This is a genomic window from Microbulbifer mixtoriginis (SeqCode), assembly GCF_052467705.1.
The window spans coordinates 1,805,151-1,831,836 of sequence record NZ_CP174322.1 but is presented as its reverse complement, the minus strand read 5'-3'; the positions used below and the strand labels follow the sequence as shown (position 1 = coordinate 1,831,836).

Annotated in this window: 18 protein-coding genes; 8 read left to right on the top strand and 10 right to left on the bottom strand. The window is 44.3% G+C overall.

The genetic code is table 11. The annotated features are described in order from the left end of the window. The first annotated feature begins 121 nt into the window (after positions 1-121). Entirely contained in the window at positions 122-451 is a 330-nt protein-coding gene (locus ACJJIB_RS08085; protein WP_444885543.1) for a hypothetical protein, read from the top strand. A gap of 170 nt (positions 452-621) precedes the next feature. On the opposite strand, the gene ACJJIB_RS08080 is transcribed toward ACJJIB_RS08085, so the two are convergent. Continuing rightward, positions 622-1,833: a hypothetical protein gene (locus ACJJIB_RS08080; protein ID WP_444888499.1), complete on the bottom strand. Its 1,212-nt coding sequence runs from the start codon at positions 1,831-1,833 to the stop codon at positions 622-624. A gap of 190 nt (positions 1,834-2,023) precedes the next feature. Then, a complete protein-coding gene (locus ACJJIB_RS08075; protein WP_444888498.1) occupies positions 2,024-3,625 on the bottom strand; it encodes a sodium:solute symporter in 1,602 nt (533 codons plus the stop codon). A 247-nt stretch (positions 3,626-3,872) separates the two neighbouring features. Between ACJJIB_RS08075 and ACJJIB_RS08070 the strand changes: the two genes are divergently transcribed. The 5 genes from ACJJIB_RS08070 to ACJJIB_RS08050 all read left to right on the top strand — a co-directional run bounded on the left by ACJJIB_RS08070 (position 3,873) and on the right by ACJJIB_RS08050 (position 11,382). After that, the gene (locus tag ACJJIB_RS08070) at positions 3,873-5,093 is read left to right on the top strand and encodes an ROK family transcriptional regulator (protein WP_444888497.1); all 1,221 of its coding nucleotides are present in this window, start codon (positions 3,873-3,875) and stop codon (positions 5,091-5,093) included. 95 nt (positions 5,094-5,188) lie between these two features. After that, positions 5,189-6,172 carry a glycoside hydrolase family protein gene (locus ACJJIB_RS08065; RefSeq protein ID WP_444888496.1) on the top strand — a complete coding sequence of 328 codons (984 nt, stop codon included), beginning with the start codon at positions 5,189-5,191 and terminating at the stop codon, positions 6,170-6,172. Positions 6,173-6,621: 449 nt separating this feature from the next. Then, positions 6,622-9,126: a TonB-dependent siderophore receptor gene (locus ACJJIB_RS08060; protein ID WP_444888495.1), complete on the top strand. Its 2,505-nt coding sequence runs from the start codon at positions 6,622-6,624 to the stop codon at positions 9,124-9,126. Positions 9,127-9,331: 205 nt separating this feature from the next. Further along, entirely contained in the window at positions 9,332-10,252 is a 921-nt protein-coding gene (locus tag ACJJIB_RS08055) for an ROK family protein (protein WP_444888494.1), read from the top strand. Between the two features lie 230 nt (positions 10,253-10,482). Further along, positions 10,483-11,382, top strand: coding sequence for an alpha/beta hydrolase (locus ACJJIB_RS08050; RefSeq protein ID WP_252085230.1), 900 nt, complete (start codon positions 10,483-10,485; stop codon positions 11,380-11,382). A gap of 68 nt (positions 11,383-11,450) precedes the next feature. Here the strand turns inward: ACJJIB_RS08050 and ACJJIB_RS08045 are convergent, their stop codons facing one another. Further along, positions 11,451-12,461: an alpha/beta fold hydrolase gene (locus ACJJIB_RS08045; RefSeq protein ID WP_444888493.1), complete on the bottom strand. Its 1,011-nt coding sequence runs from the start codon at positions 12,459-12,461 to the stop codon at positions 11,451-11,453. Between the two features lie 602 nt (positions 12,462-13,063). Further along, a complete protein-coding gene (locus tag ACJJIB_RS08040) occupies positions 13,064-13,405 on the bottom strand; it encodes a hypothetical protein (RefSeq protein ID WP_444888492.1) in 342 nt (113 codons plus the stop codon). Between the two features lie 385 nt (positions 13,406-13,790). Here ACJJIB_RS08040 and ACJJIB_RS08035 point away from each other — a divergent pair, with 385 nt between their 5' ends. Beyond that, positions 13,791-14,150 carry a hypothetical protein gene (locus ACJJIB_RS08035; protein ID WP_444888491.1) on the top strand — a complete coding sequence of 120 codons (360 nt, stop codon included), beginning with the start codon at positions 13,791-13,793 and terminating at the stop codon, positions 14,148-14,150. A 929-nt stretch (positions 14,151-15,079) separates the two neighbouring features. On the opposite strand, the gene ACJJIB_RS08030 is transcribed toward ACJJIB_RS08035, so the two are convergent. The 3 genes from ACJJIB_RS08030 to ACJJIB_RS08020 all read right to left on the bottom strand — a co-directional run bounded on the left by ACJJIB_RS08030 (position 15,080) and on the right by ACJJIB_RS08020 (position 22,080). Next, positions 15,080-15,454 carry a hypothetical protein gene (locus ACJJIB_RS08030; protein WP_444888490.1) on the bottom strand — a complete coding sequence of 125 codons (375 nt, stop codon included), beginning with the start codon at positions 15,452-15,454 and terminating at the stop codon, positions 15,080-15,082. A 154-nt stretch (positions 15,455-15,608) separates the two neighbouring features. Then, entirely contained in the window at positions 15,609-19,694 is a 4,086-nt protein-coding gene (locus tag ACJJIB_RS08025; protein WP_444888489.1) for a DUF637 domain-containing protein, read from the bottom strand. A 19-nt stretch (positions 19,695-19,713) separates the two neighbouring features. Then, entirely contained in the window at positions 19,714-22,080 is a 2,367-nt protein-coding gene (locus ACJJIB_RS08020; RefSeq protein ID WP_444888488.1) for a hypothetical protein, read from the bottom strand. 1,554 nt (positions 22,081-23,634) lie between these two features. Between ACJJIB_RS08020 and ACJJIB_RS08015 the strand changes: the two genes are divergently transcribed. Further along, positions 23,635-23,982 carry a hypothetical protein gene (locus ACJJIB_RS08015; RefSeq protein WP_444888487.1) on the top strand — a complete coding sequence of 116 codons (348 nt, stop codon included), beginning with the start codon at positions 23,635-23,637 and terminating at the stop codon, positions 23,980-23,982. Positions 23,983-24,269: 287 nt separating this feature from the next. On the opposite strand, the gene ACJJIB_RS08010 is transcribed toward ACJJIB_RS08015, so the two are convergent. From ACJJIB_RS08010 to ACJJIB_RS08000, 3 genes are all read right to left on the bottom strand, one after another. Next, entirely contained in the window at positions 24,270-24,587 is a 318-nt protein-coding gene (locus ACJJIB_RS08010) for a hypothetical protein (RefSeq protein WP_444888486.1), read from the bottom strand. 909 nt (positions 24,588-25,496) lie between these two features. Beyond that, positions 25,497-25,925, bottom strand: a complete 429-nt coding sequence (locus tag ACJJIB_RS08005; RefSeq protein WP_444888485.1) for a hypothetical protein — start codon at positions 25,923-25,925, stop codon at positions 25,497-25,499. A gap of 130 nt (positions 25,926-26,055) precedes the next feature. Continuing rightward, the gene (locus tag ACJJIB_RS08000) at positions 26,056-26,655 is read right to left on the bottom strand and encodes a hypothetical protein (protein WP_444888484.1); all 600 of its coding nucleotides are present in this window, start codon (positions 26,653-26,655) and stop codon (positions 26,056-26,058) included. Positions 26,656-26,686: the final 31 nt, after the last annotated feature.

The following is a 26,686-nucleotide window of genomic DNA, read 5'->3' as shown; positions in this document are numbered from 1 at the left end:
GTAAAAACCTACCGGATAGCACAACGCAATAAGCCGCCCTGTTTTTGCTATTATTTCACTGGTTATGTCTAGGAATTTGCCAACCCCTTTTGTTGGCGATACACATGCCAGGGAGTAACGGATGAAAACAGTTGTATCAATCGTTCTGGGTATCGCTCTATTTCAATCACTTTCAGCAAGTGCCGCCTGGACTGAACAGGCGCGCATTGACTATCTCAAAGTTCACAGCCAAGGAGTAGACGTTCGATTAAAAGGATTTGAAAATACCAGTGCTGAAGTGGCATGCTCTGACACTAGGACATTTGTACTAGTGAATGATGAATCTCAAATCTATGACACCAAAGTCTCTTTTTTATTGTCTGCTTTTATGTCAAAGACCCCAGTAAATCTGAGTTACTATGGATGCTATGAAGATAGAATCCGCTTGTATTCCGTCATAATCAGGGACTGAAGCGCCATTAAGCGATGTTTGGAATAACAATATTTTATCTGGAAGGATACATGGATGTATCCACTCAACTCTTAAAGAAGTATTTCACCAAATTCAATGTATAAGACCCGCATAATATTTAAGCGGATCTTATACAGGCCACTCTGACCTTCATTATAAACCTACGGCACTTAAATCACGGGATCAGAGATTATCGTGACATTTTCCAGGCCATAATACTCTACAACCCAAGAATAACTTTCATACACTTCATAGCGGTCTGGGAAAGCTTTACCCACCACATCCCAGCGTTTACGAGATTTAGAATAACTTGATCCTTTGATCACACCAGTGAAATTGAATTCGTCACCGTTATGGGGATTAGTCACAGTAGTGGTATAAGGGATTTCCACCTCGCTATTTTCTACCATCATACGTGCCACCAGTAGGCTATAAGCGGGTACACTCGCGGGCATCGCTTCCTTAACGGTTCTCTGATTACTAACCGTCGAAGTTTCTCCAACCGTAGTTGAGGCTGAAAAAGTTTCAGAAAAATTGAACGTGATCGAGCCACTATTTTCAACGGTACCCGGAACTCCAACCTTGTAACCCTCAGTCAAGCTCACGCCGGCAGTCACCGAGATGCCGAGTGTATTGGTCCAAGTATCAGTTTCGCTCTTGCCATCTGTATACCAAACTTCGGTACTATCACTCTGAGTTACGCTAGAAAAATTCTCTAACAATCTCTCACCAAAGAAGGTTTTTGTATTCTCAGGGGTTTCCACAATTTGATCCCAGTGTATTTCAACCCCACTCTCAACCAGATCAAAACGGTCAGCCACACAAGGGTAAATACTCCAAATCTTGCTATCTCCTGCGGTACCAGCAAAACCCACAACTGAACGGGTACCAATACTTAGCTGATACTCTTGCCACTTATGCCAACCATTATTACTGCCAAAAGTTATCTCTCTAGTAGAGTTATTTGACATATCTTTTAAGTAAACACGGATACGAGAAATATTGCCATCGCGTTTCTTATAAAAACGCCAACCCTGGATATATTCCATATCTCCAAGGAGTTTGCGGAATCCTGAACCAGTCGTTTTACCCACCTCGTCATCATCAGCGTATAGATATTCAAGCTTCAAGCCTTTGATGCGTTCATCCCCGCTATAACTGGTAATAGCAGCTATTTTATCTCCCGGCACACGCTTGGTGGAATAGCTATCACACATGTCAAAGTCACTGCCATTACCACTCTTACCATAGGAGAATATTTCATCATATCGTAAGGTTCCGCCTTTATCTGCGGTATTAAAATAGAGATCCAATATATTGGTAGCTGCTAAAACTGGGGCAGAAAGAAAAAACCCGATCACCACTGTAAAGATATACCTCATGGCATTACCCTTTTATTAATTGTGCTATCAGTCCGTCATTGTTAGTTACCTCATTACCTCTACCACCTAAGTATTTTCTCTTTTCGCACCTCCTTTAATTGCTTATTAAGGGGTTCCATCCTGTGTGAGAGTCTTTTAAATCAGTGAATAGCTTTTATCGGTTATATTCATTGGAACACAAACTCAACAATCACCAGAAACTGCCCACCACCAGGGCAGTAGTAATCAGCAGTAATACTGAAAGTACACGATAATTGCGCCATAGGGGCTCACTGCGCAGCGCCTCGGTTTCCGCATCAAAGTCTTTGCGAGACCAAACAAACTGCCTAGCTTCCTCACTAATCTTTGCCGGGCTTATCAAGCTGGAAGCCACCAACACCATGGAGCAGAAAACAAAGAGGATTGGCGCTATATAAAGGAAATGTAAATTAGTCCAACCCAGCACCTCATTAGCGAGGAATAGAGTTACTCCTCCGGCAGTGCCCAACACCAAAGTGGTCATTGCGCCCTTGGAGGTCGCTCCCTGCCAAAAAAAGCCAATTAGGAATAGAACCAAAACAGGGGGTACGGCATAGGAAAGTACTTTTTGCAGATATTGGAACAGAGAACCAAAATTCTCTATCTGCGGCGCCCACAGCACAGCCAGAACCATAAAGATGAAGGTGACCAGTTGCCCCACGCGCATCAGCTGATGCTGGTTCAAAGAGGGAAAACGCTGTCGCACGAAATCCATCGTCACCAATGTAGATGCAGAGTTCAGCGTGGAGTCAATCTGAGACATAAGCGCTGCAACAAAACCAGCCAAGACCAATCCCAAAATGCCCACAGGTAACAATTCAAACAGCAAGGTTGGATAAACCATGTCTGCCCGTTCTAGCTCGGGGAATAGGACAATCGCCATAGTGCCGGGCAAAACCATAATAAACAGCACCGGCAATTTCAGAAGACCGGCAAACAACGCTCCCCAGCGTCCGTGGTTAATATCTTTGGCGCTCAGCACCCGCTGTACCATGAATTGGTTGGTACACCAGAAATAGAACCCCAGTAAGGCCACTCCTGTAACCAACCCCAGCCAAGGCACACTGGGATCTCCGATTGGACGAATCAAACTCAATTGATGGGCGGATACCTGGGAAACCACATTCTCCCAACCACCAGCGCGATCCAGAGCGAAGATACTGATCAGAATTGAGCCAAAAATCAGTAATAGAGCCTGAATGGTATCGGTGTAAATTACCGCGGCCAAACCGCCGGCAATCGTGTAAATGCCTGCGATCACCGCCAAAATCGAAATGGTCACTGACATCGGCATGTCAGGAAAAATCAGCTTCATCACTAAGCCTCCGGCATAGAGGCTGCCGGCGGTATCCACCACGATATTCAGGAAAATTGTCAGACCGGAAAAGTAAGTCCTGGCGGTGCGATTAAAGCGCCGCTCCAGCATCTCGGGCATGGTGTAGATGCGGGAACGAAGTATTGTCGGCAGGTAAAAAATCGCGAAAAACACCAGGATGACAGCAGCCATCCACTCATAGTTGAAGACTGCTATGCCAGTGCTATAGGCATCGCCGGCCAAACCAATCAGAGTGGTGCTGGAGATATTGGAAGCGAACAGTGAAAGCCCTATCAGCGGCCAAACCATCTTTCGCCCAGCAAGGAAGTAGTCTTCAGCGGTGTCGTGGCGACGACTGAGATAGAGCCCCAGGCCAATTGTGAAAACGAAATAGACGACCAAAATGATCGCATCGATGGGGTGGAGACCAAAATCGACCGACATAACTTCCTCGTTCACCGCTAGCTGCGTATTTTTTATGGTTTGCGGAACTTGCAAAAAATTAAATCACAGTGGTTTAATTAAGTAAAGTAAACCATAAAAATATAAAAAATACTTTAAAATCAACAAGTTATGGTAAAACCGCTCATCTCACTTTCATTGCTTACGCTAGGTAAACGCAATAAAATCCTATATGGACCTATTTGTCACAAATAGTCTCAGATCAAACTCTCGGATACGCGTTTTCTACAAAAGGGGCACAGAGATGGGTAAGGGAAGTAATTCCAGCGGCCTACGTCGCTATAACGAACGGGTTTTGCTAACCGCGCTGCGGAAAGCAGGTACTGCGTCCAAGTCTGACCTGGCGCGCCTCACCAACCTCACCCCTCAGGCCGTTACACGCATCGTGGATGAATTGGAGAGCACTGGCATGGTTATGCGTGAGGGGCGCAGGCTTGGCGGCAAAGGCCAGCCCTCCATCATGTACACCATCAACCCCACCGGTGCTTACTCCATAGGCATTAAAGTCGGGCGGCGTAATGTTGAATTATTATTAATGGATTTTGGCGGCAATATTTTGAAGAAAATATGCCAGGAATTTGAATGCCCTGAGCCCGACTTTCTACTCAGAAATATAGAATCAGGTATCGAAAATTTAAGTGCAGAATTAGTCAAAAAAGACCAATCCAAGCTCGTCGGCGTTGGTATCGCCATGCCCTGGTTTATCGGTGCCTGGACAAAAGAATTGGAAATGAGCAATACCCTGGCGAACGAATGGCGAGAAATTAACTTCGCAGAAGAGGTTTCCAAAGGCACCCACCTACCCGTCTTTTTTGAAAATGACTGCTCTGCTGCAGCAGTCGCCGAGCTGCAATTCGGTAAAGGCACTGAAGTTTCCGATTTTCTCTACATATTCGTTGGCACTTTTATCGGCGGCGGTCTGGTGCTTAATAGCAGCCTGGAGACTGGTGTACATGGCAACTCAGGCAACCTAGCCACCATGCCAGTCCCTGTCTCCAAGCTCAGTAGCACCCCAGAACCCGAAGGGGCCTTCGAGACCTTACTTAATCGAGCCTCACTATTTGGCTTGCGCCGACACCTGCGCGCCAACCAAATTAATATCAATGACTCTGCTGATTTATTGTCGGTGATGGATCAGGCCCGACCACTCATACAGGAATGGCTGGACGACTGCGCTGATGCCCTGGTTTACGCCATTCTCTCCGCAGTCAGCGTACTGGACCTTGAGGCCGTTATTATCGATGCGCACCTCCCGCGATTCCTGCTGGAGGAGCTGGTGGAAATCATCTCCAGGCGAATGCAGCAAGCCGCCCCGTCCGGAGTTTTCAAGCCCCAGATAATGAGCGGTAAGATCGGTATTGATGCCATCGCGATTGGCGGTGCCATCCTGCCCTTTTACTCCAATTTTGCACCAGATAAGACCGTGCTGTTGAAGGGTGGAGTTCCTGAGCGGGTTCCGGTTTAACCTGAAATATAGCGGAAAAACAAGGCTCAACTAATTAGGCATTAAAACCGTATTGGTTCGTTTTACATAATCATAACAGTGAGGTGACCAGCGAGATGGCATTTAACCTAAAAGACAAATGGGTTTGGGATTTTTGGTTCGCCGTTGATGGCGATCAATACCATATGTTTTATCTACAAGCGGATAAATCCCTCGGCGATCCAGAGCTACGCCATTGGCATGTCTCGATCGGTCACGCCATTTCCACCGACCTGATTCATTGGGCCCCAACGCAAGACGCGATAAAACCCTCCCAATATCAAGAGGGTGACATCGATGAGGCTGCGGACTCCTACACAACCTGGACCGGCTGCGTACATAAAGAGGGCGACACCTGGTACATGTTTTACACGGGTACCAAACACTCAGAAAAAGGGCTTATTCAGCGGGCCTGCCTGGCTACCTCCAAAGATCTTTTAAACTGGCAAAAATGTCCGGAAAATCCTCTGGTGGAGTTAGACCCCAAGTTTTATGACGGTCTAAACCTGGAATACTGGCATGATGCCTCCTGGCGCGACCCTTGGATTGTCAAAGATCCCGATCAAGCCCTTTATCATATGTATGTCACTGCCCGTTGTAATCAAGGCAGTCCCGACGGGCGCGGCGCAGTGGGTTATGCCAGCTCCACCGACCTCCTGCACTGGAAAGTTGGAGAACCCATACTGGCACCGGGCTGGTATGGAGAAATGGAAGTCCCGCAGATTGAAAAAATCCAGGGCCGCTACTATCTCTTCTGCTCTGTCTCCACTCAGTTTCACAGCCAAGCCCACCGCCAGTCTATGAGCGGAAAACCACTTACCGGCACCAAGTATTTTGTCTCCGATGCCCTAAATGGGCCATACACCGTTATTGGTGATGGATTCCTCGGTGCTGACGAGCAGGGCAGCCTATATTCCGGTCGGGTGATACAGGGGCCAGACCAACACTGGTATCTGCTCGCCTTTAACCGCGCCGATGCACAAGGCAATTTTATCGGCGGGATTTGTGATCCCAAGAAGATCGAATTTCTTGCGAATGGACAACTAAAATTGGCAGAGTAGCGATAGATGGCCAACGGCATCTTGCGAAAGTACCGGTGCCGTGCCGCCTGCCAAATATCCACCAGGGCCGAAGACTTCACCTAACCTGTAAGCAATCAATAGCTGAAAACTTCCCACTGATTGCAGTTTCTTTAGATATTTATCCCCAAGATCTCAGTAAAAACCCTTCCCTTTGCCCAACTCCCCACAAACCAAGCAAATTTTCTTCAGCACCCAAGCAGTACCCGGGCTCCTTCCATTGAAGAGTAACTCTCACTGATTGATTTAGTTACACTCTTAAAATCAATAGGCAAATTTCCCGAAAAATTCTATTGCCCACATTAAATCACAGTGGTTTAATAAATAAAAAATGGCCATCCCGCCATGCGAATCAAGAAAAAAGAAGAGCCCAACCTAAATGGGCCGCCAGCAAAAACTAATAACCATAAGTGATGATTGAGGAGAGCGTCGTGAAGGCAGAAGACTTTCAAGCCGATTGCAAATGGGTCAGAGGTTTTAAACCAAGTTCAATCGCCCTGGCGATAGCGGTGGCATCCAGTGTTAGCACTGCGGTAACCGCCCAAGAGCAGCTGGAGATTGAGGAAGTCATCATTACCGCTACGGCACGCCCCGTAACGAAAATGGAATCCAGCATTTCCGTCAGCGCCCTAGATACCGAAGAATTGTCTAACTACGCCCCCCGCTCAACCGCAGAAGTTTTTCGCAGCCTGCCAGGTATACGCGCTGAATCTTCTGGTGGTGGTGGCAATGCCAATATCACGGTCAGGGGAATTCCGCTTGCCACTGGTGGCTCCAAGTACATGCAGATCCACGAGGATGGGCTGCCAGTACTCGAATACGGCGATGTCAATTTCGGCAATACCGACAACTTTATTCGAGCCGATTCCTCCCTATCCCGCATTGAAAGTGTACGCGGCGGCTCCGCCTCCACCTTTGCCAGCAACTCCCCCGGCGGTGTGATCAACATGATCAGCAAGACCGGAGAAGAGGAAGGCGGGAATATAGGCCTCTCCTTTGGTGCAGATTACGATGAAACCCGCCTGAACTTCGGCTACGGGCACCACCTCAGCGATACCCTGCGGTTTTATGTAGGCGGCTTCCTGCGCGAGGGGGAAGGTGTTCGTGAAACCGGCTTTGATGGCGATTCCGGTGGCCAATTAAAGGCCAATCTCACCAAAGATTTTGACAACGGCTATGTGCGCCTTTACTACAAACACCTTGACGATCGGGTAACCACTTACCTACCCGGCCCGGTAACTTATAAAGGCAATGGAGAGTTCGGTACTGTAGCCAACTTCGATGCCAGCAGCCAGACCCTGCACTCAGACAATTACCGCGATATTTCTACTTTCGATGCCTATGGCAACCCGGCAAATCGGGATCTCAGCGACGGTATTGAATCCCTGGTAGAAGCCTATGGATTTGAGAGTCAATTTGAATTTGAGAATGGCTGGACCATTACTGACAAGTTCAGAATTTCTGATATAAGCGGTAGCTTTATCTCTCCATTTACTGACACCTTTGGCAATTACGGCCCACAATCCGCACAAAGTATGGCAGACCTGATCTGTGCCAATGCTGTTAGCGGAGAGGGTTCTGCAGTGGACTGTAGTGTAGGAACCACTGTGACCTACGCTAATAGCGGAGAGGTCGATGAACTTGCCTACTTGAACCTGTTGTTTGATACAAAAATCCATGACCTGGGCTTGATCGTCAACGATTTCAAAGTCGACAAGCTCATTAATGACAATATTGTTGTTTCCGCAGGCTTTTACTATTCCAAGCAAAATATTAAAACCAGCTGGAATAGTTGGAATGCCCTAATCCAAAGCGTGGATGGCAGTGACTCCCAGAATCTAACTATCACAGCGAATGCCAACGGGGACCTACTAGTCGATGATGGCCTCTGGTCGGCAAGCTTCCTGTCCTATGCCTGGGATCTGGAATACGAGACCTACGCTCCTTATATGAACGTGTCTTTCGATGTTGGGGACTTCACCTTCGACGTCAGTGCACGCCACGATATGGTCAATGCAAAGGGCTCTCTGGTTTCCAGTTGCTGTGGTGGCGATACCGATTACGATATCAACGGAGATGGCATTATCAGCGATGTGGAAGATGCGAGCGCATCAGATGCCTTTGGTTTTACCGGTGGCGTTATCACCATGGCCAACGGTAATACTCAGCTAGTCGACTATGATGCAGATAACACCTCCTTCTCCCTTGGCGGCAACTATGCAATCAATGACAGCATGGCGGTTTTTGCTCGTTACAGTGAAGGTGGCCGCGCAATTGCCGATCGCCTGCTGCAAATTAGCGGCGCTTTAAATAGTGATGGCAGCCTCAGCAACACCACCGATGGCTTTGATTCTGTTGACCAGCTAGAGATCGGTTACAAGTTTACCGCTGGTGATTTTGATATTTTTGCCACCTATTTCAATACCGTCACCGAAGAAACCAATGCGGAAATCACCAGCGGCCTAACTTTCGTACGCGAGTATGAAGCACAAGGTATAGAGCTGGAAGGCTCCTATATTTATGGCGATTTCTCGGTTAACGGCAACCTGACCTGGACGGATGCCGAAATCAGCAAAGATGCGAATAACCCATCGGTAGTCGGCAATACTCCCCGTCGTCAGGCAGATATCATTTACACCATTACCCCGCAGTATAATTTTGGTGACAGCCTAACCTTCGGCGCCAGCCTGCAGGGCTCTACTGAGTACTACGTTTCCGATTCCAACCAGCTGAAACAAGATGGTTATGTCTTGGTAAATCTGTTCGGCTCTTATTATGTTACTGAGGATCTCACCGTTTCCTTTAACGTAAACAACCTTACTGATGAATTTGTTGTAACTGAGGTTGAAGAGTCTTACGCAGAGGCGGGAGATATTGTTCGCGGCAGAGCCATCAGCGGCCGCTCCACCAGTGTCAGCTTCAATTACGCTTTTTGATCGTTGTCCTCCCTACTCCAGTAAGTCGTTTGCAGCCCGTTTAGGGCCGCTTGCAAACACCGGGTGTCCAGCCTCCCCGTTGGCACCCGGTCTTTTTCTTCAACGAAAAACTTACTGCAGTCACTCCTCCAGTGGAGTAGCCTGTTAAAATTAACCGACCAAATATTTCTTTAAATAGAATACCCAGCCAGTGGAGCGAATTAGGATGGAAGTGCAAGGCAACGCAGTAAATACCTTGCTTGGAGGCATAGAAGCCGGCGGCACAAAATTTAATTGTGCAATTGCCGCAAATCCCGATGATGTCTGGGAGAGGACTAGCTTCCCAACCACCACACCGGAAGAAACCCTCGCTCAGGTCATTGAATTTTTCCAGGCCGGCGCCCAACGCCATGGCCCTATTTCCACACTGGGTGTCGCAAGTTTCGGTCCGGTAGATTTGAACCCGCAATCGAGCCAGTACGGGTTTATCACTAACACCCCTAAAAATGGATGGTCCAATACCAACCTGGCCGGTCAGTTACAGGGGGCACTCTCTATTCCTGTAGCTTTCGACACTGATGTGAATGGCGCGGCGCTGGGAGAGCACCTGTGCGGCGCCGCTGTGGGTGTAAAGAATTTTGTCTACGTAACCATCGGCACCGGTATCGGCGCCGGGGTAATGGTAGATAGCAAACTGGTCAACGGCGCCATGCACCCGGAAATCGGCCATATGTTAATGCCACAGGATCGACGAAGAGACCCCTACCCAGGCCACTGCCCATTCCATGGCAATTGTCTGGAAGGTCTTGCCTGCGGCCCCGCTATTGAAGACCGCTGGGGCCTGCGCGGCCAGAGTATGGACAGTGACCATCCAGCCTGGGATCTACAGGCGGAATACCTAGCTACCATGTGTATAAACCTGACTAGCTGCTACTCACCGGAACGAATTATTCTCGGTGGCGGCGTTATGGAACAAACACACCTGTTCCCACGCATTCGCCATAAGTTTCTCGACCTGGCAGGTGGTTATTTCCCCCAGGTATCCCAGGGCAATATCCGCTCTTTTATAGTCCCACCAAAACTCGCCGGCCGCTCTGGCGAGGTCGGCTCTCTGCGTATGGCCCAGGCACTTTGCTCCAACTATTAGATACCAAATCCTCCCTCACAGGATGTGGAAGCGCCAGGGGAAGATTCCTGGCGCCACTCCACCCGCCAAACTGCGCCCCTCAACTCCCTTTCCAACTTATATACTCATCTTTGCGACTGTTGACACAGCGCAAGGTAGCTAGTCTCGTATCCGATCTGATAGGCTTGTCAGTCTTGACCGCCCACTGACGCGGCTGAGCACACTTAAGCGTGGCTCATTAAGGGATAAAGATGAAAATAATTAAAATATTGCTTATAGGCTTAATGGTTTTGGCCACTCAGTTTGTGCAAGCCGGCACCGCTGAACCCACAACATTTACCCGCCAGGGCATTCTCTCTTACAACTTTCATTCCGACTTACTGGGGCGTGGATTTGTAATTGATGTGCTACTGCCGCTCTCCTTTAACCCAGAAGACAATACCCGGTATCCGGTCATATATATGACCGACGGGTATATGAATTTCCCTATGGTGGCACCGAACCTGATCCACGAACAGGTACCCGATGAGCAAGGCAATACCAAGCTACCACCAGTGATTTTGGTGGGTATCTCACACCCTCTAGACAGTTCCAACTTCACCTTACGTTTAACGGATTTTACTCCAGTACCTGGAGAGATTAGGGGGAATACTCTGGGTGGTGGCGCCAACCAATTTCTGGCGTTTTTGGAGAACGAGCTCAAGCCTTTTATCAATAATTCTTTCAAGGGAGATGAAAGTGACGAAACACTGGCTGGCCACTCCCTCGGCGGGCTCTTAGCCCTGCACGCCCTCTTCAATCACACCGATAACTTCGACCGCTATGTGATCGGCAGCCCCAGCATCTGGTGGGCGGATAAGCAAATTCTAGAAAGTGAACTCGCTTACGCTGAACGCCAGACTGACTTACCGAAAAGCGTGTATATGTTTATTGGTGGGGAGGAAATCTGCTTAGAAGAAGGAGAGGTTTGCGGCGTTCAAGATTTTAGGGACCTAGCCCAGCGACTCAAGTCCCGAGATTATGAAAATTTGACTCTACGCAAGCGAGTCATCAAGGGTGAAAACCACGATACCGTAGTTAATCCAGGTTACGATAAAGGGATAGAACAGGTTTTTAAAAGCAAAGTGCTACCACGAAAGTATTCGTTTTAACCGAACCTGCCGGCCCTCTAGCAGAGAAACGCTATAGGGCCCTAACTACTCGCCAGTCTTGCTATCCATTACTCATACGCGTCACTAATACACTCCTCGGCCTCCAAAAAGACCAACATAGTCTTCTCCAGACTTTCTGCTGCGTCCATAAAAGGCAAGTGATGGCTATCTTTTAGTACCGAGAAACATTTACCCCCTTTATACCTTTTATAATCTGCCTTTACCTGTAAAGGCGTGGTAATGGAATCATTCTCACCGACAACGAATAGCGCTGGTATCTGTAAATGATCGATAGCTCCATTAACGCTCATCGCCTGAAGCTCATCGTTCATCTTGTCGGCTAAGCTTCCACGCCGCTCCTGCCACCCAGGGAACTCTTCATCAATTTTTTCAGCGGCTAAAAAACCTCGAATATCAACTCCGTTCGCGATACCACCATTCGCTCGACTCGCCCACTTGGATAGCAGCAAATAATGCTCAGAGGGAGAGTCTTGATATTTTTGTAACTCCTGTATGGCTAATTGGTTGCCTTCCCTTTCCGCCCATTTCAGAGTTGCTTCTAAGCTGGTTTCTGCCTGCTTCTGCGCATCCTGGAAGGAAGAGATAAACACCAACCTCTCTAATGTCTCAGGATGCTCACTCGCATAGAGAGCTGCAAGCCCCCCGCCCCAAGAGTGACCAACTAAGGTAACCTTATCTTTCTTATAGTGCGTTTTTAAAAAAGAAATCACATTGTGCACATCTTGAATATTGTTCTTTATCGTTAATGTGTCTTCGCTCACCTTAAGAGACTTGCCGGCCCCTCTTTGATGCAGATAAGCCACTAAATACCTTTCTTCGAGCGCCCGTCCAACAGTTACCTGAAATGGAACCAACCCCAACTCCACATCTCCCGGGCCGCCATGTAGAAATAGGATTAATGGTTTAGAGGGGTCACTACCAGACACCTCTAGGTGCAGCTTTGCACTACTACTTAGCACCTCCCCTTTATAATTGACTTGATTAGCAAATACCCCACCAGACAAAAAAACAAAAATAAAACTGACAGGGAGAAATCTTAACCATAATGGATTTAACATATGTTCACCGATTTAAGATTTAAAACATTAATAAGATGCCTCTTTATCAAACACAAAGGCCCGATAAAATGCATAGAAAGCCAACGCAATAAAGGAGCTTATATTACAAACACACCAAAAAGTACAAACCTTGCGACGAGATGGGGGTAAGACAGGGCAAAGTAACATTCAATAGGAATTCTTCGCTTCATATATAAGAAGAGCGCCATTTCTCTTTACCAATCTTAACCTTCTCACTGTATCGCGACATCTCATGAGAAATGCTCATGAGGTCAGGATATTACGACCCAACTGAAGGCAGAGGAAGAATTTACACAAGAGGGCATCAGCAAAAGGACTATTTGTGGAGTAGGGATAATCCAATATAAGGGGGGATAGGAGAACTGAAAAAGTGTTTTGAGCCAAGCAACTAGAGGTTACTCTTCCTATCATAGGATCATTTTAAAAGGCCGCATAATAAATACGGCCACCTAACACAAGCTTCTTACATCGCAAAGCGGGCAAACGCGCCCCTAAGAGCGGCTACTTACCAATATTGTACCAGGCAAAAGTTGGGCTGCTCTAGCTAGAGGACATTACCAGTTTTCAAACTACAAAAACCTTTACAGAACACGCAATGAAATAATCTCACAGGTCTTAAAGGCGCTGCTTCCACTCCAAAGGCTGTCAGTATCACCAACAATCCGCACTGTAGATTTGGCATGGAGTGACGCCAAAATAGAAGCCACTGAGTTTTTTTGGCCTACACTCTCTTCCGACTTTATCCAATACTGATGACAACTCTCAGTTTCAGCGTCCAACTTCACGACCACTTCGCCATCTCTTGAGGAAGCACTCGAAAACACCTCGATATAGCGCACTGTGGATTCGTTAGCATCCCCTAGAGCCAGCACATCACCCGATAAGAGCATCAGAGCCAAGCCTAAAGCTTTTAAAGATTTCATCAACACCTCGAAAAATTAGTAATTCACAACAGCTGGTCAGCAGCTTGCCATTATAATATTCCTGTCAAATACCGTATAGGTTGGCTATCAACCTTGTTTCTCTAGAATTTCAAGATCAATTATCAACCAACCCGATCCAAGTGCGGTTAGTTTGTCGCAAAGCTTGCAGCAATATGGCGCTCACAAACTGCTCCTTTTGAGCAGCCCTTAACTTAACCTTATCTTTTAGCTTAAAAAAAATATCGAAAGGGCAGGATAAGAAATTGAAGATATCCAGCCCCAGAAGACATGCATATCAAAAACTACATATTTTACTGAGGCAAATAATTTAGTATAATTCCAAAGTTATATTGCAATAAAAACCACTCACACACAAGCATTAAAGATGAAAAAACTATTCGCCTTACTACTTATTGTTTTACCCACTTCAAGCCTGGCCGAATTTGTCTTTACAGGAAAGTTAAGTCAGATTCATACTGGCCCACAGTATCAAGGTAGAATTTTTGTTAAAGTTCAGGGGACACCTTTGGGGGAGGTTCCCTGCTCAACCAACACAAGCTATAGCTTTGCGTTTGACGGTATAAACAAAGATGCTAATGATAGTACCAATGAAGAGGGCAAAATATATCTCAGCCTACTTTTAAGCGCCCTCGCCGCCCAGCAGACTGTTACTTTGAAGAGTAGCGATGACTGTACAACCTACCACAATGTTGCAGATTTGAGGAATCTCTCTGTTATGCCATAAAAAATATATGGCTATCTATTTGCCTTTCAAATTTTTAAAGTAGGTCGAGCTTAAAGCAATACAATCTACCCACTAAACAAACAGGCATTCAACTAGATCTCTCATATTTTGAATGCCGGTTTATATGCGCAAGGGAACAAAATTAAATAAAAATAGATCGCCCCATCCTACTAACCCAAAGCCTCGACCGCTAACAAACTCAGAATCATTCAGATCGATTATATCCTGGGCAAGGTAAATGTACCGGAGAACACGGTAGCATCATTATTTTATCTACTCAGGAAACATAACTGAAGACAGCAGTATTTTGGAACCCGTGCTATTGCATTCATAATAGCTAAAGCTAACGGTTTCCTTTGCCATATACGCAGACAGCAAGAATGAGAGCTTTGTATCAAATAGTTTTGTATCCTCAACAGTAAGATGGAAATCCACATTACTTTTACAGTTTATTTCTGAGCTGGTATTGGTGAAATTTTGCAATCTGATTTCAACTCCAGCATCGTGGACTTTCATATAGGAAATTTTTGCATAGGGAGTCCATTCGGCTCTGCCCAACAAAGGGACAAATAAAATAAATAAAACAAACAGTCTTCTAAAATCTTTCATCATTTAACACAAAGAATTTTTCAAAAAAATAATCTTAAGTTTTATATTATAAAATAGTCAGGGAGATATAACTCTAAGAAGCCTCCTCTATGCCAGACACAAGGGCAACCTATGTCTATCTAAATTAGTAAACCAGCCAATATTATCTCTCGTCTCAACCAATTATTCACTAGCAAACAGCTAAAGAGCCACACATACTGCGGGCAATCTTATTTTATTTATGCTTTTAGGCTTAAAGCGAGTAGATGAAACATTTACCAATGCAAATGCCAATGAGTGTCAATCCCTTGACACCAGCCCAATTAGTATAAACTTAGAACTTATCGGCCATGGGCCTCTAGAAAGTCAACCCACTGCTCGACCAGTTCCTTAAACTCCAGCGTTGGCAACTCTAGGTCAGGAGAACCCATGTCGCTTATGAACTTCGTGTTCTGGTGCTCGATATAAGCCAACCCAAAAATCTCAGCACCGAGTTCAGTATATCTTTTTTCTCCAGACAAAACTGAATCTATTTCCGGCAATACATCTTCTTTAATTCCTTGAGAGACTGCCCACACCTGAAAAAAACCCTCCAAGACCTCCTCTTCATCCAGCTTAGGATACAAACTATAGCTATCATATATTTTGACTATATCTATTCTTCTGTTTGAGGTCTTAAGCTCACCGACCACGGAATAAGGCGCTACGATTTTCATGAATTACACCAAAAAAATTCTAAAAGGAGAGTGGAAACATATTACTTTTATCCCAACCAAACTATCATTTCATTATCCAAAAATATATTAACTGTAAAACTCAGCGGGTCTATCCATTGTTCAACTGACCCGCCGGGCATTCTGTAGTATTTTTCTATTTTGAAAAGCTTGGATATGCAGACTGAATAATACCACCTTTTATATATATAGCTAGCATGGTGCCATCTGACATCATACCTTTATAAAATGACGTACCATCAGAACGATCTGATACATGCACTTTATAATAATTAGCTAACGTTATCTCCGCCTGTATGCGCTCCTTACTCCAAGAGTCGGGGAAAAATGTTGAAGGATTTGGTTTTACCTTCCACCCATCGTTGGTTGTCAGCCCTTCGATTTTAACCTGCACTTTCGCCATATAGTAACCATTCCCTAAATCGGTTATTACCGCCCCAGGTGAAATTCTGACTGTATCAGAGAAAGCCAAAGCAGAATGTATTCCTGTAACTTGATAGATATTCTCTCCTGCTTCGTTTATTCCTTTAACTTTTATATGCCCAGAAAATATATGATCGTTTGCATAACTCTGATAGTTTACAAAGTCATCGAATTGTTTGACAAAGCCAGCATCAGCTCGCAAGAGAGCTGGCACTTCGTCGCCCAACTCATTTAAAACCTTCCAACTTTTTAAAAGTTCAGGTTTTTCGCGCAGAGCCTCAAACAACTCATCATTATTAAACAGATCATTCCGTAAGGTGCTCTTAGCAGCCTCATCAAGGTACTCAGCACCATCAAGTAGCTTCTGGATCTTTCTAGATTTAGCAAAATGGAAGAATGCATCAAGCATTCCATTTATTGAAGCGCTCATCTCTCCTACGGCGCGCGCAGAAGTAGTCAGTCCCTTCCCTATAAGCCCAAATCCAAAATATTCCAGTACATCAGTCACTTCCTTTATTTCTTCAAATTGAGTCTGGTAATACTCTAAATACCAGCGCAACTCCTCATGATTTGCAATATTATGAGTGTCAATTGCATAATTTAATTCATCCTCAAAGACCTCAAGTGCAGCATCAACACCCTCTATAAACGCTATTTTTCTTAGATTGTGAAAGTTTATTGAACCTACAAACTGCCCCTCAACATACCCGACTTCCTCGCCATATAAGTGCTTAAAATCTTCGAGTGCCGTCAAGAATAAAAGCTGCTCACCTGAAATAAGATCAAATTCTGGATTATTAACCAACCCCTCATCCAACAGTCCAAGATCTACCGCGGTAGATGCCGGGTATCTATTACTCAACAAAGTATTTAAAGATTGCTGCTGCGATAAAACTTCATGTAAGATCAGGGCATTTTTAATTTCTTTCGAAGAGTGATTGAAATCGGCCCAACCCTGTAAGGATACATTTCTATCAGTAATACTTATATCACTTCCACCTGCACCAACAACAAAGGCTCCAAGAGCTGCCGTCAAGCGAGAAATATTTGTAGATAAAAGTGTTAATTGAGTCAGCTCACTTCGAACTTTAGAAAACTCAGAAATGTAGAATACGGCATCCGGTCCAATATTCCCCGAGCTTAGATAATCTTGGAGATCAATATCATCCAGTAATGTAATCTCTCCACTAATGTTTTTTTCTAACCAATCCGCCAATTCCTGCTGTTTAGCTTCCAGAGGATCAACCTGAGGATCAAATGCTTCGCTAACCAGTTGCTCAACAATACTTCCGCCGGCTGAGGTCAGGCAGGCAGATTCAGCATCTGCATCGTTAAGCTCCGAAGATAAAGCTCCAGTCAGACAGCCAGTAGAAGCACGAGCTATATACTTAACTGCAGTACTTAAATCACTACCAATTATATTTTCTGTTAGGCTTTCACCAATGTTATTTATTGCATCCGTAGCTAAGGAGGATATGAACTGCTCTTCAAAGCTGCCGCCATTGAAGGTCGTCTGGATACCTGCAGACACAGTAGCATGTATTACAGTTTGAAGCGCCTGCCCAGTTAGTGACAACACTGGTACCGAGCTTTCTACCCCGTTTATGAGAACGGTTTGCATCTCCGCTAGAGTTGAACCCTCTGTTACCAGATCCTTGGCATTAAAAAACTGAGTGTCCAATGCAGACAGTGCCCCAGCTGTGACAACAGAAGTAGCAATTGACTTAAGCCCTTCTTCACTATGTACGGCTTCAAAACCTGCCTTGAGGATATCGTCAATACTTCCGCCATTTACAGTAGCATTAGCCGTGGCCATGGTTGTTGTATTAACCATGGTGGTAAAAGCTGCATTTGCCATTGCCGCTTGAGTAGTCCCCGACGCAGCACCAATCATGCCGGCGCCTGCACCATAGGTACACACAGCAACAATAATGGTGATAACCGCCATCGCCGCAGCGCTTAGTGTGGTACTCGATTCATTCCACTCTTCGTAGGCTAAATCCACTGCCTGCCAGTCGGCATTCGGGAAGTTTTGGCGCACCTCCGCCATCCACTCCAAACCGTCGAATTGACTCAGTACTTGGATCTGCTCATCCAGAGTTAAATTAGGATCTCCTTCATATTCCACTGTGAGACCATTCAAGGCCTCTACTGCAAAACCGCCCACAATGGTGTTTTGCACACCTGTCTCAATATAGTGGCCGCGCTGCTCTGTAGTAGTGGTAAACAGGCCTTTCTTAACCGAGCTATAGCTATAGTGATCGGTTTCAGTGGTCATCAACAGATTGACCGCACCATTTTTCGCGGAAACGCGGGTGCCTTCCGTTGAAGTGATATCTGTTGCTTTTAGAGTGATATCGCCATATTCAGTGTGTAAACGAACCCCTTTGCCAGCATCCAGCAGCGAGCGAATTGCTACCGTCTGATAAACAGATTCTTCAATCTTGCGCTTACCATATTTCCCTTTTCTGTAGGATTCCCTGACATCCAGGTTGTCCTCAATGGTAATACCGAGACCAGCCAATATCTCAATGTGGCCGCTATCGCTAACAATCTCCGAGGCATCAATCAGAATATTTCCCTGTGCTATCAGTGCGATGGTATCGCTGGCTGAAAGCTTAGACGCCAAGTGAGCAATTGAGGAGCTGCGATAAGAGATCCGACCAGAAGACCCATCGCGTTGATTGGTTATCTGCTGGCTACCGATATAGATATCACCACCTGCATCGAATCGTATGGATTCTCCTGCGGAAACCACAGATCCTTGCAATATAATATCTGAGCTGGTTTTGAAGTAGATATCGCCTTCAGCATTAATTTCTGCTATGGGCCCAAAACGTTCTGACTGGAATTTTCCGAGGTTATAACGGTGAACAATGGTGCGGTTTTCAATTGAGTGCGCACCAATAATCAAATCCCCTCCGCTTGAAATCAATCCGGAAATATTTTGCAGGGAACCACCTGCAACTATTTTTAGATCGTCTTCGGCGATTAAATTACCCTGATTGTTAACCAAGTTCTCAGCAATCTTTAGGAAGGCTGCTCTGCGGAAGGTAACATCGGTGTTGTCTATTTGTAGTCCACCAAGCTCAACAAGACTACCGCCAAATTCATTTTCATCGCCGGTAACTTTCTGTGCATCTATGGTGGAAGACTTCAAATAAAGAATAGGTACTAGAACATTCTCACCATTGATAAAACGCACTTCTGGCCAAATCATATCGGTAGTAATCTGACTGGCAGACAGCCCAAGAAATTCGCCAAATATTTTCCCGGAAACGAGTGCATAGTTATATGCATTATCATATAACTTGCTAATTTGCTCACGTTCTGTGCCGTAGACCTGCGTATCAATCAGATTCCTACCGAGCTGGGCATAGACTTGTGAACGAATATAACGACTCTGGACAAAGTTTGTCCCCACCCGCTTAATTAATGGGTAGTGAGGCAGAATAACCGTAATATCACCTACCCCAATGGGTATCATCAAGGGCGCAGGTAGATTTTCCTTGCTGCTTTCTTTTAAGCGCTTAAAAAAGCTCTCTATATTTACATCTGTTTGATGGGCGTTGGTATCTAGATAGTCAGCGGACTTGAATTGGTATTCATTGTTATCTTCTCGCTGAAATAGATAATTGGCATTTAGCTCAGCTTCTATAAGTGCAGATTCTATAACCCCAGCAACACCAGCCATTGCAGGCATGCATAGCTGCATAGAGAAAAAGAAGGTCACCATGGAAGCTATGAGACGCTGCCACCTGGTGTAACTAGATCTTGCTGTATTTTTTTCTGTATTCATTATCATACTTCCCTAAAACCTAGTCCCACCAGTCAAACTCTTGATCGAAAAAGCTCAAAACGGCATTCTTAATTTTTTCCATATAAGCGATTACGATATCTGTAATTGACTCACTTTTAATCACCCCTGAAACACAAGAATCATCAACTGGATCCTGGCGATTTACAGTGCAGCTAGTTTGAGTGATTCTAATTTCATCTTGAGCAGTACTTGTATATATGCTGTAAAATGGAATTCCATTTTTATTATATTGCTGTTTGTCACCGTAGGGTGTGTAGAACTCCCGTGATTTATAATCAGCAATTGCAAGATTTTGATAATAAGCAATGGGATCATGCTTAGAGAAATTCACAGTCGTCTTAGGACCAATGAAATTACCCTCTACATGAAAGAGTGATTCTTTCTCATCCTGATTCACACGGACAATAGTTGTCTCAACGGTTTTAGGGCCACCCGGCTCACTACAAACCCCATTTCGCCCCTCCTGCAAGCATGTCTGGTAAACGGTGGTATAGGTAGTATAGGAAACCTGGGAAATTGCTATGCCCAGTTCTTTTAGTTTAGGAGTATCTAGCGTGGCATTACCAAACACCTCGAAGAAGGCGGTGTTATTGATAAAACCTGTATCTGCCTTGAGATTAAAGTCGCCAATCGTATGAATTAATCCCGGCGGAGAGTAGTAATAAAAATTCTCCTCCCACTCTCCAGATTCACGCTCAATAAGCACTTGGGAGCGATAACGTTCATTAGTTAGTAGGTTCGTATCAATATAGACAGCGCCTGGTTGATTTAAGCGCATAACCGCAGAGGAGTTAACTACATAGTTATCTGCCTTAATAAAGAGCTGAGTTTCCGCAGAAACCAAGACCTGATTTGCCAGTGCCGCATTTAATGGCACACCAGTAGACCAGTTATCCCCTGGTGCTTTATATACATAGTAGGGGTTAATATTCTCAAAGGCTTTGGCATTAATAGTCAGTTTATTAGATAAGATATTGGCAGCAAGCGTATCAGCTTTTTGCTTACCTTGCGCTTCATTCGCATCTAACCCTAGCGCGAAAAAGGTACCCAACTCAGTGGGGCTAATATTATTTATATCCCAGCTCAGCAAATTATTATATTGATTGTACTCGCTCAAGAATGGCGTTCTGGAGCCATTGCGGATCAAACCTTTTTCGGATTTTAAATTAACCAGATTACCCTGAATAATTCCACCAAATGAATTAAGCAGATTATCAACAACAGAGATATCTACCCCAGATAACCCCTCTATTTGCCCCTTATTGAACACATCATTGGCGGCAATTTCTGCTTTGGTGGTTAATATATTCGCGTCGCTAATAATCTGATTTTTTGCAAGCACGGATAGAGTATGAGCATTGATCTCTGCACTCTTGCTTAAAATTAAGCTGTCGTAGGACTGCAGAGTAACTCTGTTATCAGATGCCAATTTACTGTTGATGATCAATGGCGAACTAAAACTTTGTATCAGAATTGACTCTTCATTAATCACATGAGTATCTTGATAGCTCGTTGAGAAGACAAGATTACTACTGGTATCGATATTCGTTGCAATTCTGTACCAAGTATTAGCCATTGTGGCCGTAACAGAGGTGGAACGAATAGTGCCATTTAGGGTTGTGTAAGAAGAAAGCTTTGCTTGAGAGGGAATCTTGGTAATCTCTCGGGATTCATAGCCCAGTGAAAAATTACCCAAGTACAGGTTAACCGCCCCACCACCTGTGGTTAAGCGACCCGAAGTATCACTAATATAATCCCCACCAGATGTTAAGGAGACTCTCTGATGTGTATTAATTTCACCATTGAGGCTCATATAACGCGCCATGGCATCGACTGACAATGCACCTGGAGCCGAAAGCTGGTTAACATTAACCGTTCCTAAAAGTTTAATTTCACCGATATTACTGTTGCTATCGGTTAAACTATTACTGAGGGTACCAGCGGCTAGGGAGATACGTTGAAAGTTGACAAAACTACATCCAGAGCAAGACACTGTGGAGCTACTGCTATCTGTAATGAAGAGAACATCTGCAGGCTCTCCAACCAACTCAATATTATTAGCCAGAGACAGATTGTTAGACTGGATAACAATTAACTTGGCTGGCAAGCTTGCTGATCCGGAGAGTTCAGGTAGATTAAGAATCTTTAGTGATTTATTCGATACGGAGAAAGTAGAAAATCGGTTAACAGAAATCCCCGAATCGTTAGGAGGCCTGATAATAAGATTTTCAATACTACTATCTTCAGTGCTTGTTATTAACTTAATTTCTGCAGCATGCTGAGACGCAGGTAAAATCTGCGATGCTATTGCCACTTCACTAACAAACAAAAATAGCCAAAGGCTAAACCTTAACCACAACCGCATAACTCCATTACCTTTTTCAGCAAGCGTAAACTCTTCACCCCAAGGATTTAGGCTTATAATACCTAATCACAAACAACGACAACCAAGTGAGTGCACCTCTATATAGAGGCTGAGAAATAGCGCTCATCAAAAGACTGCCGGATGGCGCATCCTATATCTACTTTGTTGAATGTCAAGCGTCTACTCTTGTACTTTGCTACGAACGGAGGCCACAAGGAATAAATAAGGATTAACATTGGGTAATTTAATGATTCAGTAGAACAGATCAGTCCTATTAAGGGATTCAATAAATTCACAGCCTGACAAAACTGCCTTAAGTGACACCGTGTTTTTTTACGTGCGGAACCTACCCCAGCTAAAGATTCACCTTCTTATGAAAAAGATTGTGAGTTAGCGTGGACAACACAGGGAAGTAACGCATAATTGGCAAAAGTGAAAATAAGGTATAGAGTGAAACAAGATTTTTGAATGCCAATTGAGTGATTGCATAGATCACTGGAGGTCCGAATAACTTTAATGAAATAATACAGCAAGAAGCCCTGCGCCACTAATCGCAAGCCCCCAATGGACATATTATTTCAACCTAGCCGGCATATGACCTTGTATACCGAATAATACAGGAGTCATCTCCTTTTATATTTCTAAGCATTACCGCATGTTGAGCCTTTTAATTGGCAAGAATTCACGCATACATCTTTACTGAATTATCCAGGATGGTCTGGCCAGGTAAGATAATGTTCGCTCCTATTCGCCCCTAGCAGTACAGTACAACTTAAATAGTTCTTGAGCACACTTCGAGGCTTTACCAAAGTGTCATTTGAAAATACGGTTACCCCAGACATCCCTGACTTACAGTAATCTGCACTATTGTCAGCATATGCTAAATTTATCGCCCCAATACAAACATTCCTGCTATTACCTGCAGGAATGGTTTCAAAACCCACTGTTACCCCTAATCCATCTATTCAAAAGATGTTAAAATCCACTCTTCCCTGAAAGCACAACTTTTGTGTTCAACAGCTAAGTAACTACCTAAAGACTAGAACTGATTTAACCTATGTCAAAGTATCTACTTTTTTCTCACTCCTCCTGCCTAGCCTTGCTTTTTCCGCTGGTGGTTCAACTGACACTGGTGTCATTGAGGTTATGTATGTCAATGGAGGCTGGACGATGGTTCGACTACCCGCTCTAGATGGCGCACAACCTGGAAGCAAAAACAACCCCGATAGCTGCCCCAATAGTAGTTACTATGCACTTCAACCGGATACCGCTAACTATGAAGCTTTGCATTCAACTCTTTTAGCCGCTCAATTGGCCAACAAAAAGGTAAATTTCTGGGTAAGTGGATGCGGCGGGCAGTCTAATCAATATCCAAAGATAAGTTCTGTCTATTTGTATTCAAACTAAAGAAACTCTAAAAGCAGCCATCTATTACCAGGTTACGGTCTTTACAGTAACAAATGGCTACTTTTTATTCCAAGTCTAACCATATCTTACAACTAACATATATTTATCACATCTACATTTATTTACACATAAAGGTTAAAATCAGCAATGAAGACAACAGCTTTAGTATTCCTCCTGTTACTTTCTAGCTTTACTCAAGCTGGCGCTAAGTCAGACCAGGAAAATAAACTTTATATTAGATGGATTGAAACCGGGTGGAGTAAAGACGGAATTGTAATCAACTTCGATAGAGTTATCACCTATAGCGACACGGCACCAAATTGTAACTGGGGAAGTAGTGTATATGTCAGTAAGAACAATAACGCAATGATGGATCAAATATTATCCATTGCCTTGGCCGCGCAAATGGCAAACAAACCTGTAGCAATCTATGTATCTGATGTCTGCGCAGGAAATCGTGCTGAATTAATCTCCATTCAAATATGGAGAGAGTGAAGTCTTTGCACCCCATTTAAATAAAGATACCCACCTGCCACGAACACTCGCTACATTTAATCCCGATTATTTAACACTAAAAAGAGGCGATGCTATATTTACATCGCCTCTTTTGTAGGGATCACATACCGTCATTTAAATGCAGATGATCACTTAGGCTGACTACTACTATTCACGCAAAAATTTTATTCGATAAGCAACAGGAATAATATTCGCCCACTCCAAGCCTTACAGTGGTCTTTGCCATCATAAGCTCCAAAGCCACTTATTACTGCTTAAGACTGACTCTACTTCTCGTACATTCCAATAACCTTACAGGTGGTTTCATCAACATTCACTGACACGCTTATCCCCCGAGCCTTTGCTGACAATAAAAAAGCATATTCTTGCTCAAAGGTATCACGACTTCTATCAAGACAATTCCTTGTTGGCCACGCAGGGTAACAGGTGCAATTATTTCTCGAAACTCCAACCTGAGAAAAGGTTATTGTCTCCCCATCATAACCCACCCCAACATATTCTAACTCCCCCTGATGCCAATCAGCTGCACTTACCGAGGAAACCAAAGATAAAGCCAAAACCAACAGATATTTCATTTCACCCACACATTAACACTTATATAAACTTACAATTTAAAGAAGCGATTGTTACTACATAGAATACGTTACAGCTTCAAAAAGGAATGATTCTATGTTGGAATCGCCTCTCCTGAAGTACTAACACACGCCATCTAAACACATATGATCACTCTACGAAATTATTACTATTTACGTAGAATATCTATTCGACAAGCAACAGGAATAGTATTCGTTCCATTCCAAGCCTTACAGCGATCTTTACCGTCATAAACTCCAAAGGTCACCTTGTTTCCGCTTAAGTAGGCAGCCAGTAAGGCGCTGTACAACCGTCAGGGTTCGGTCCTTCATCTGTAAGAGTGGCAACAGCATATCCCTTATAAGTACCAAGATACTCAACAGGACTATCTCCCTACATCAAAAGAAAGAGCCTGCCCACTCAGTAAAACTAAGCCACTGAATAACCACTTGGCAGAATGTAAAATCTTACCCATCCATTAACACTCTTTAAAATTTTTAAATCATAGTCTTAGAGGCGGAAATATATCAAAGACCCCACTTGTAAATCTACACCTTCATAATTTTTATGATCTCCCCGTAATCTGCGCAATTAGAACTCACCAGATTTTAGTATGTTGATAACCTGGCTTGAGCCGAGACGATCATGCTTTAGGTTTCCACCCAAGAAACAATTAATCAACCAGCCGATTTTGCCCAGCGACAGGAAGATGCTCAGTAGCTGCCAGAATCCGTGGCCATAGTCTATTCACAAATTTGTTGTTGATAATCTTAAAATCCATCTAGCATTTACCGGGGGCCGCCTGAAAGCGGGAGCTCTCTGCGATCCAGGCCATCAATAGATAAGCCTGGTAACGGATTACTAGTGCCATAGGTACTACGCTTACCAACCTGTCATCACAATAGCCACCCATCTCTACATCATTTTACTTGCAAATATTTACTGCCAATATATCGCCCACCAATAATACAGGGAATATATATTACTAGTGCATAAATAATGGCCCATTCAGAAGAATTCATAAAAGCAATAAAGGTAACCAGCAAATAGGGGACCGCCGCAACAGCCAATACAATTTTGGCATTCATTGAGGCAGTATCCTCACTTGTACGCGCAGCCATAACGCCACCCAATAACAATATTAGGGGTAATGAGATAATACTCACCAGTAAGTACAGAGAGCTGAAAGGAATAGCAGATAATAGATACAACCAAGAGGCCAAACCGGCAGTAATGGTAAAGAATGCTATACCACATGCCGCCGGGCTTTGTGGTATATTCTTACTGGTTGCTGCACGGTAAAGTGCAACCAATATAGCAACAGCCCCAATTATTAACAAAACATTCATATTAAACCTCAAACCTGTTATCTACAGCCGCACAAAAAAAGCCTAGAAAAGAAAATTCACCAAAAAATACATATCAAAAAAATAACAACCCACTACAAAAAGTGAACTCTCCCAGACTTACAACTAATTTTCAGGAAAAATAATCCAAAACCTTGCCAATAAGCTCTAGCTCTTGATGACCCTCAGGATCAATTTCCCTGCGAAGCACGCGTTTTATATAATCCGTATCTCCAAGCAATCCACGCACAACACAATAGTATGTAGCCCAGATACCACGCGTCTCTTCAGGGACACTTAGGTAAAATGACTCTTTGCTGTCTAGACAATATTGCTTTCTTAAGTACGCCTGCCCAAACTCGATTATATTATCCAGATCACGCATAACTTGCGCTACAGCTTTCTCCCGACTTTCGAAATCTTCAGCATAAACTGTTCGATTAAAAGGACTCTTTAGGTCATCTATTCTAATTCTCCTTGAAAAAGTAGGAGTTCGACTCAGCGAAAAACCTGAAAGATGAGATAAAATATCTTCCACCTCTTTAATATAAACACCTGCATCAGGCACGGCTGTTACCCAAGCAGGAGAACCACAAAAATTCCACGAAGGATCTATTAATAGATCACAAAATTTCGATGGGCGATATCGATACCGTTTAGATACAAACTTCCAATCTTCAAGTTCTTCCGCCTTCAGCTTGGCAGCCGCAAGAACATCTGCTTTAAATGTCATATAACCTCTAGAAAAGCAAAACTGCTTAGAA

Bases quoted from the DNA above. Each gene is read 5' to 3' on its own strand.
- ACJJIB_RS08020 (WP_444888488.1), bottom strand. From the start codon at position 22,080: ATGCGGTTGTGGTTAAGGTTTAGCCTTTGGCTATTTTTGTTTGTTAGT.
- ACJJIB_RS08065 (WP_444888496.1), top strand. From the start codon at position 5,189: ATGGCATTTAACCTAAAAGACAAATGGGTTTGGGATTTTTGGTTCGCC.
- ACJJIB_RS08035 (WP_444888491.1), top strand. From the start codon at position 13,791: ATGAAAAAACTATTCGCCTTACTACTTATTGTTTTACCCACTTCAAGC.
- ACJJIB_RS08000 (WP_444888484.1), bottom strand. From the start codon at position 26,655: ATGACATTTAAAGCAGATGTTCTTGCGGCTGCCAAGCTGAAGGCGGAA.
- ACJJIB_RS08005 (WP_444888485.1), bottom strand. From the start codon at position 25,925: ATGAATGTTTTGTTAATAATTGGGGCTGTTGCTATATTGGTTGCACTT.
- ACJJIB_RS08055 (WP_444888494.1), top strand. From the start codon at position 9,332: ATGGAAGTGCAAGGCAACGCAGTAAATACCTTGCTTGGAGGCATAGAA.
- ACJJIB_RS08085 (WP_444885543.1), top strand. From the start codon at position 122: ATGAAAACAGTTGTATCAATCGTTCTGGGTATCGCTCTATTTCAATCA.
- ACJJIB_RS08080 (WP_444888499.1), bottom strand. From the start codon at position 1,833: ATGAGGTATATCTTTACAGTGGTGATCGGGTTTTTTCTTTCTGCCCCA.
- ACJJIB_RS08050 (WP_252085230.1), top strand. From the start codon at position 10,483: ATGAAAATAATTAAAATATTGCTTATAGGCTTAATGGTTTTGGCCACT.
- ACJJIB_RS08030 (WP_444888490.1), bottom strand. From the start codon at position 15,454: ATGAAAATCGTAGCGCCTTATTCCGTGGTCGGTGAGCTTAAGACCTCA.
- ACJJIB_RS08025 (WP_444888489.1), bottom strand. From the start codon at position 19,694: ATGAATACAGAAAAAAATACAGCAAGATCTAGTTACACCAGGTGGCAG.
- ACJJIB_RS08045 (WP_444888493.1), bottom strand. From the start codon at position 12,461: ATGTTAAATCCATTATGGTTAAGATTTCTCCCTGTCAGTTTTATTTTT.
- ACJJIB_RS08015 (WP_444888487.1), top strand. From the start codon at position 23,635: ATGAAGACAACAGCTTTAGTATTCCTCCTGTTACTTTCTAGCTTTACT.
- ACJJIB_RS08070 (WP_444888497.1), top strand. From the start codon at position 3,873: ATGGGTAAGGGAAGTAATTCCAGCGGCCTACGTCGCTATAACGAACGG.
- ACJJIB_RS08040 (WP_444888492.1), bottom strand. From the start codon at position 13,405: ATGAAATCTTTAAAAGCTTTAGGCTTGGCTCTGATGCTCTTATCGGGT.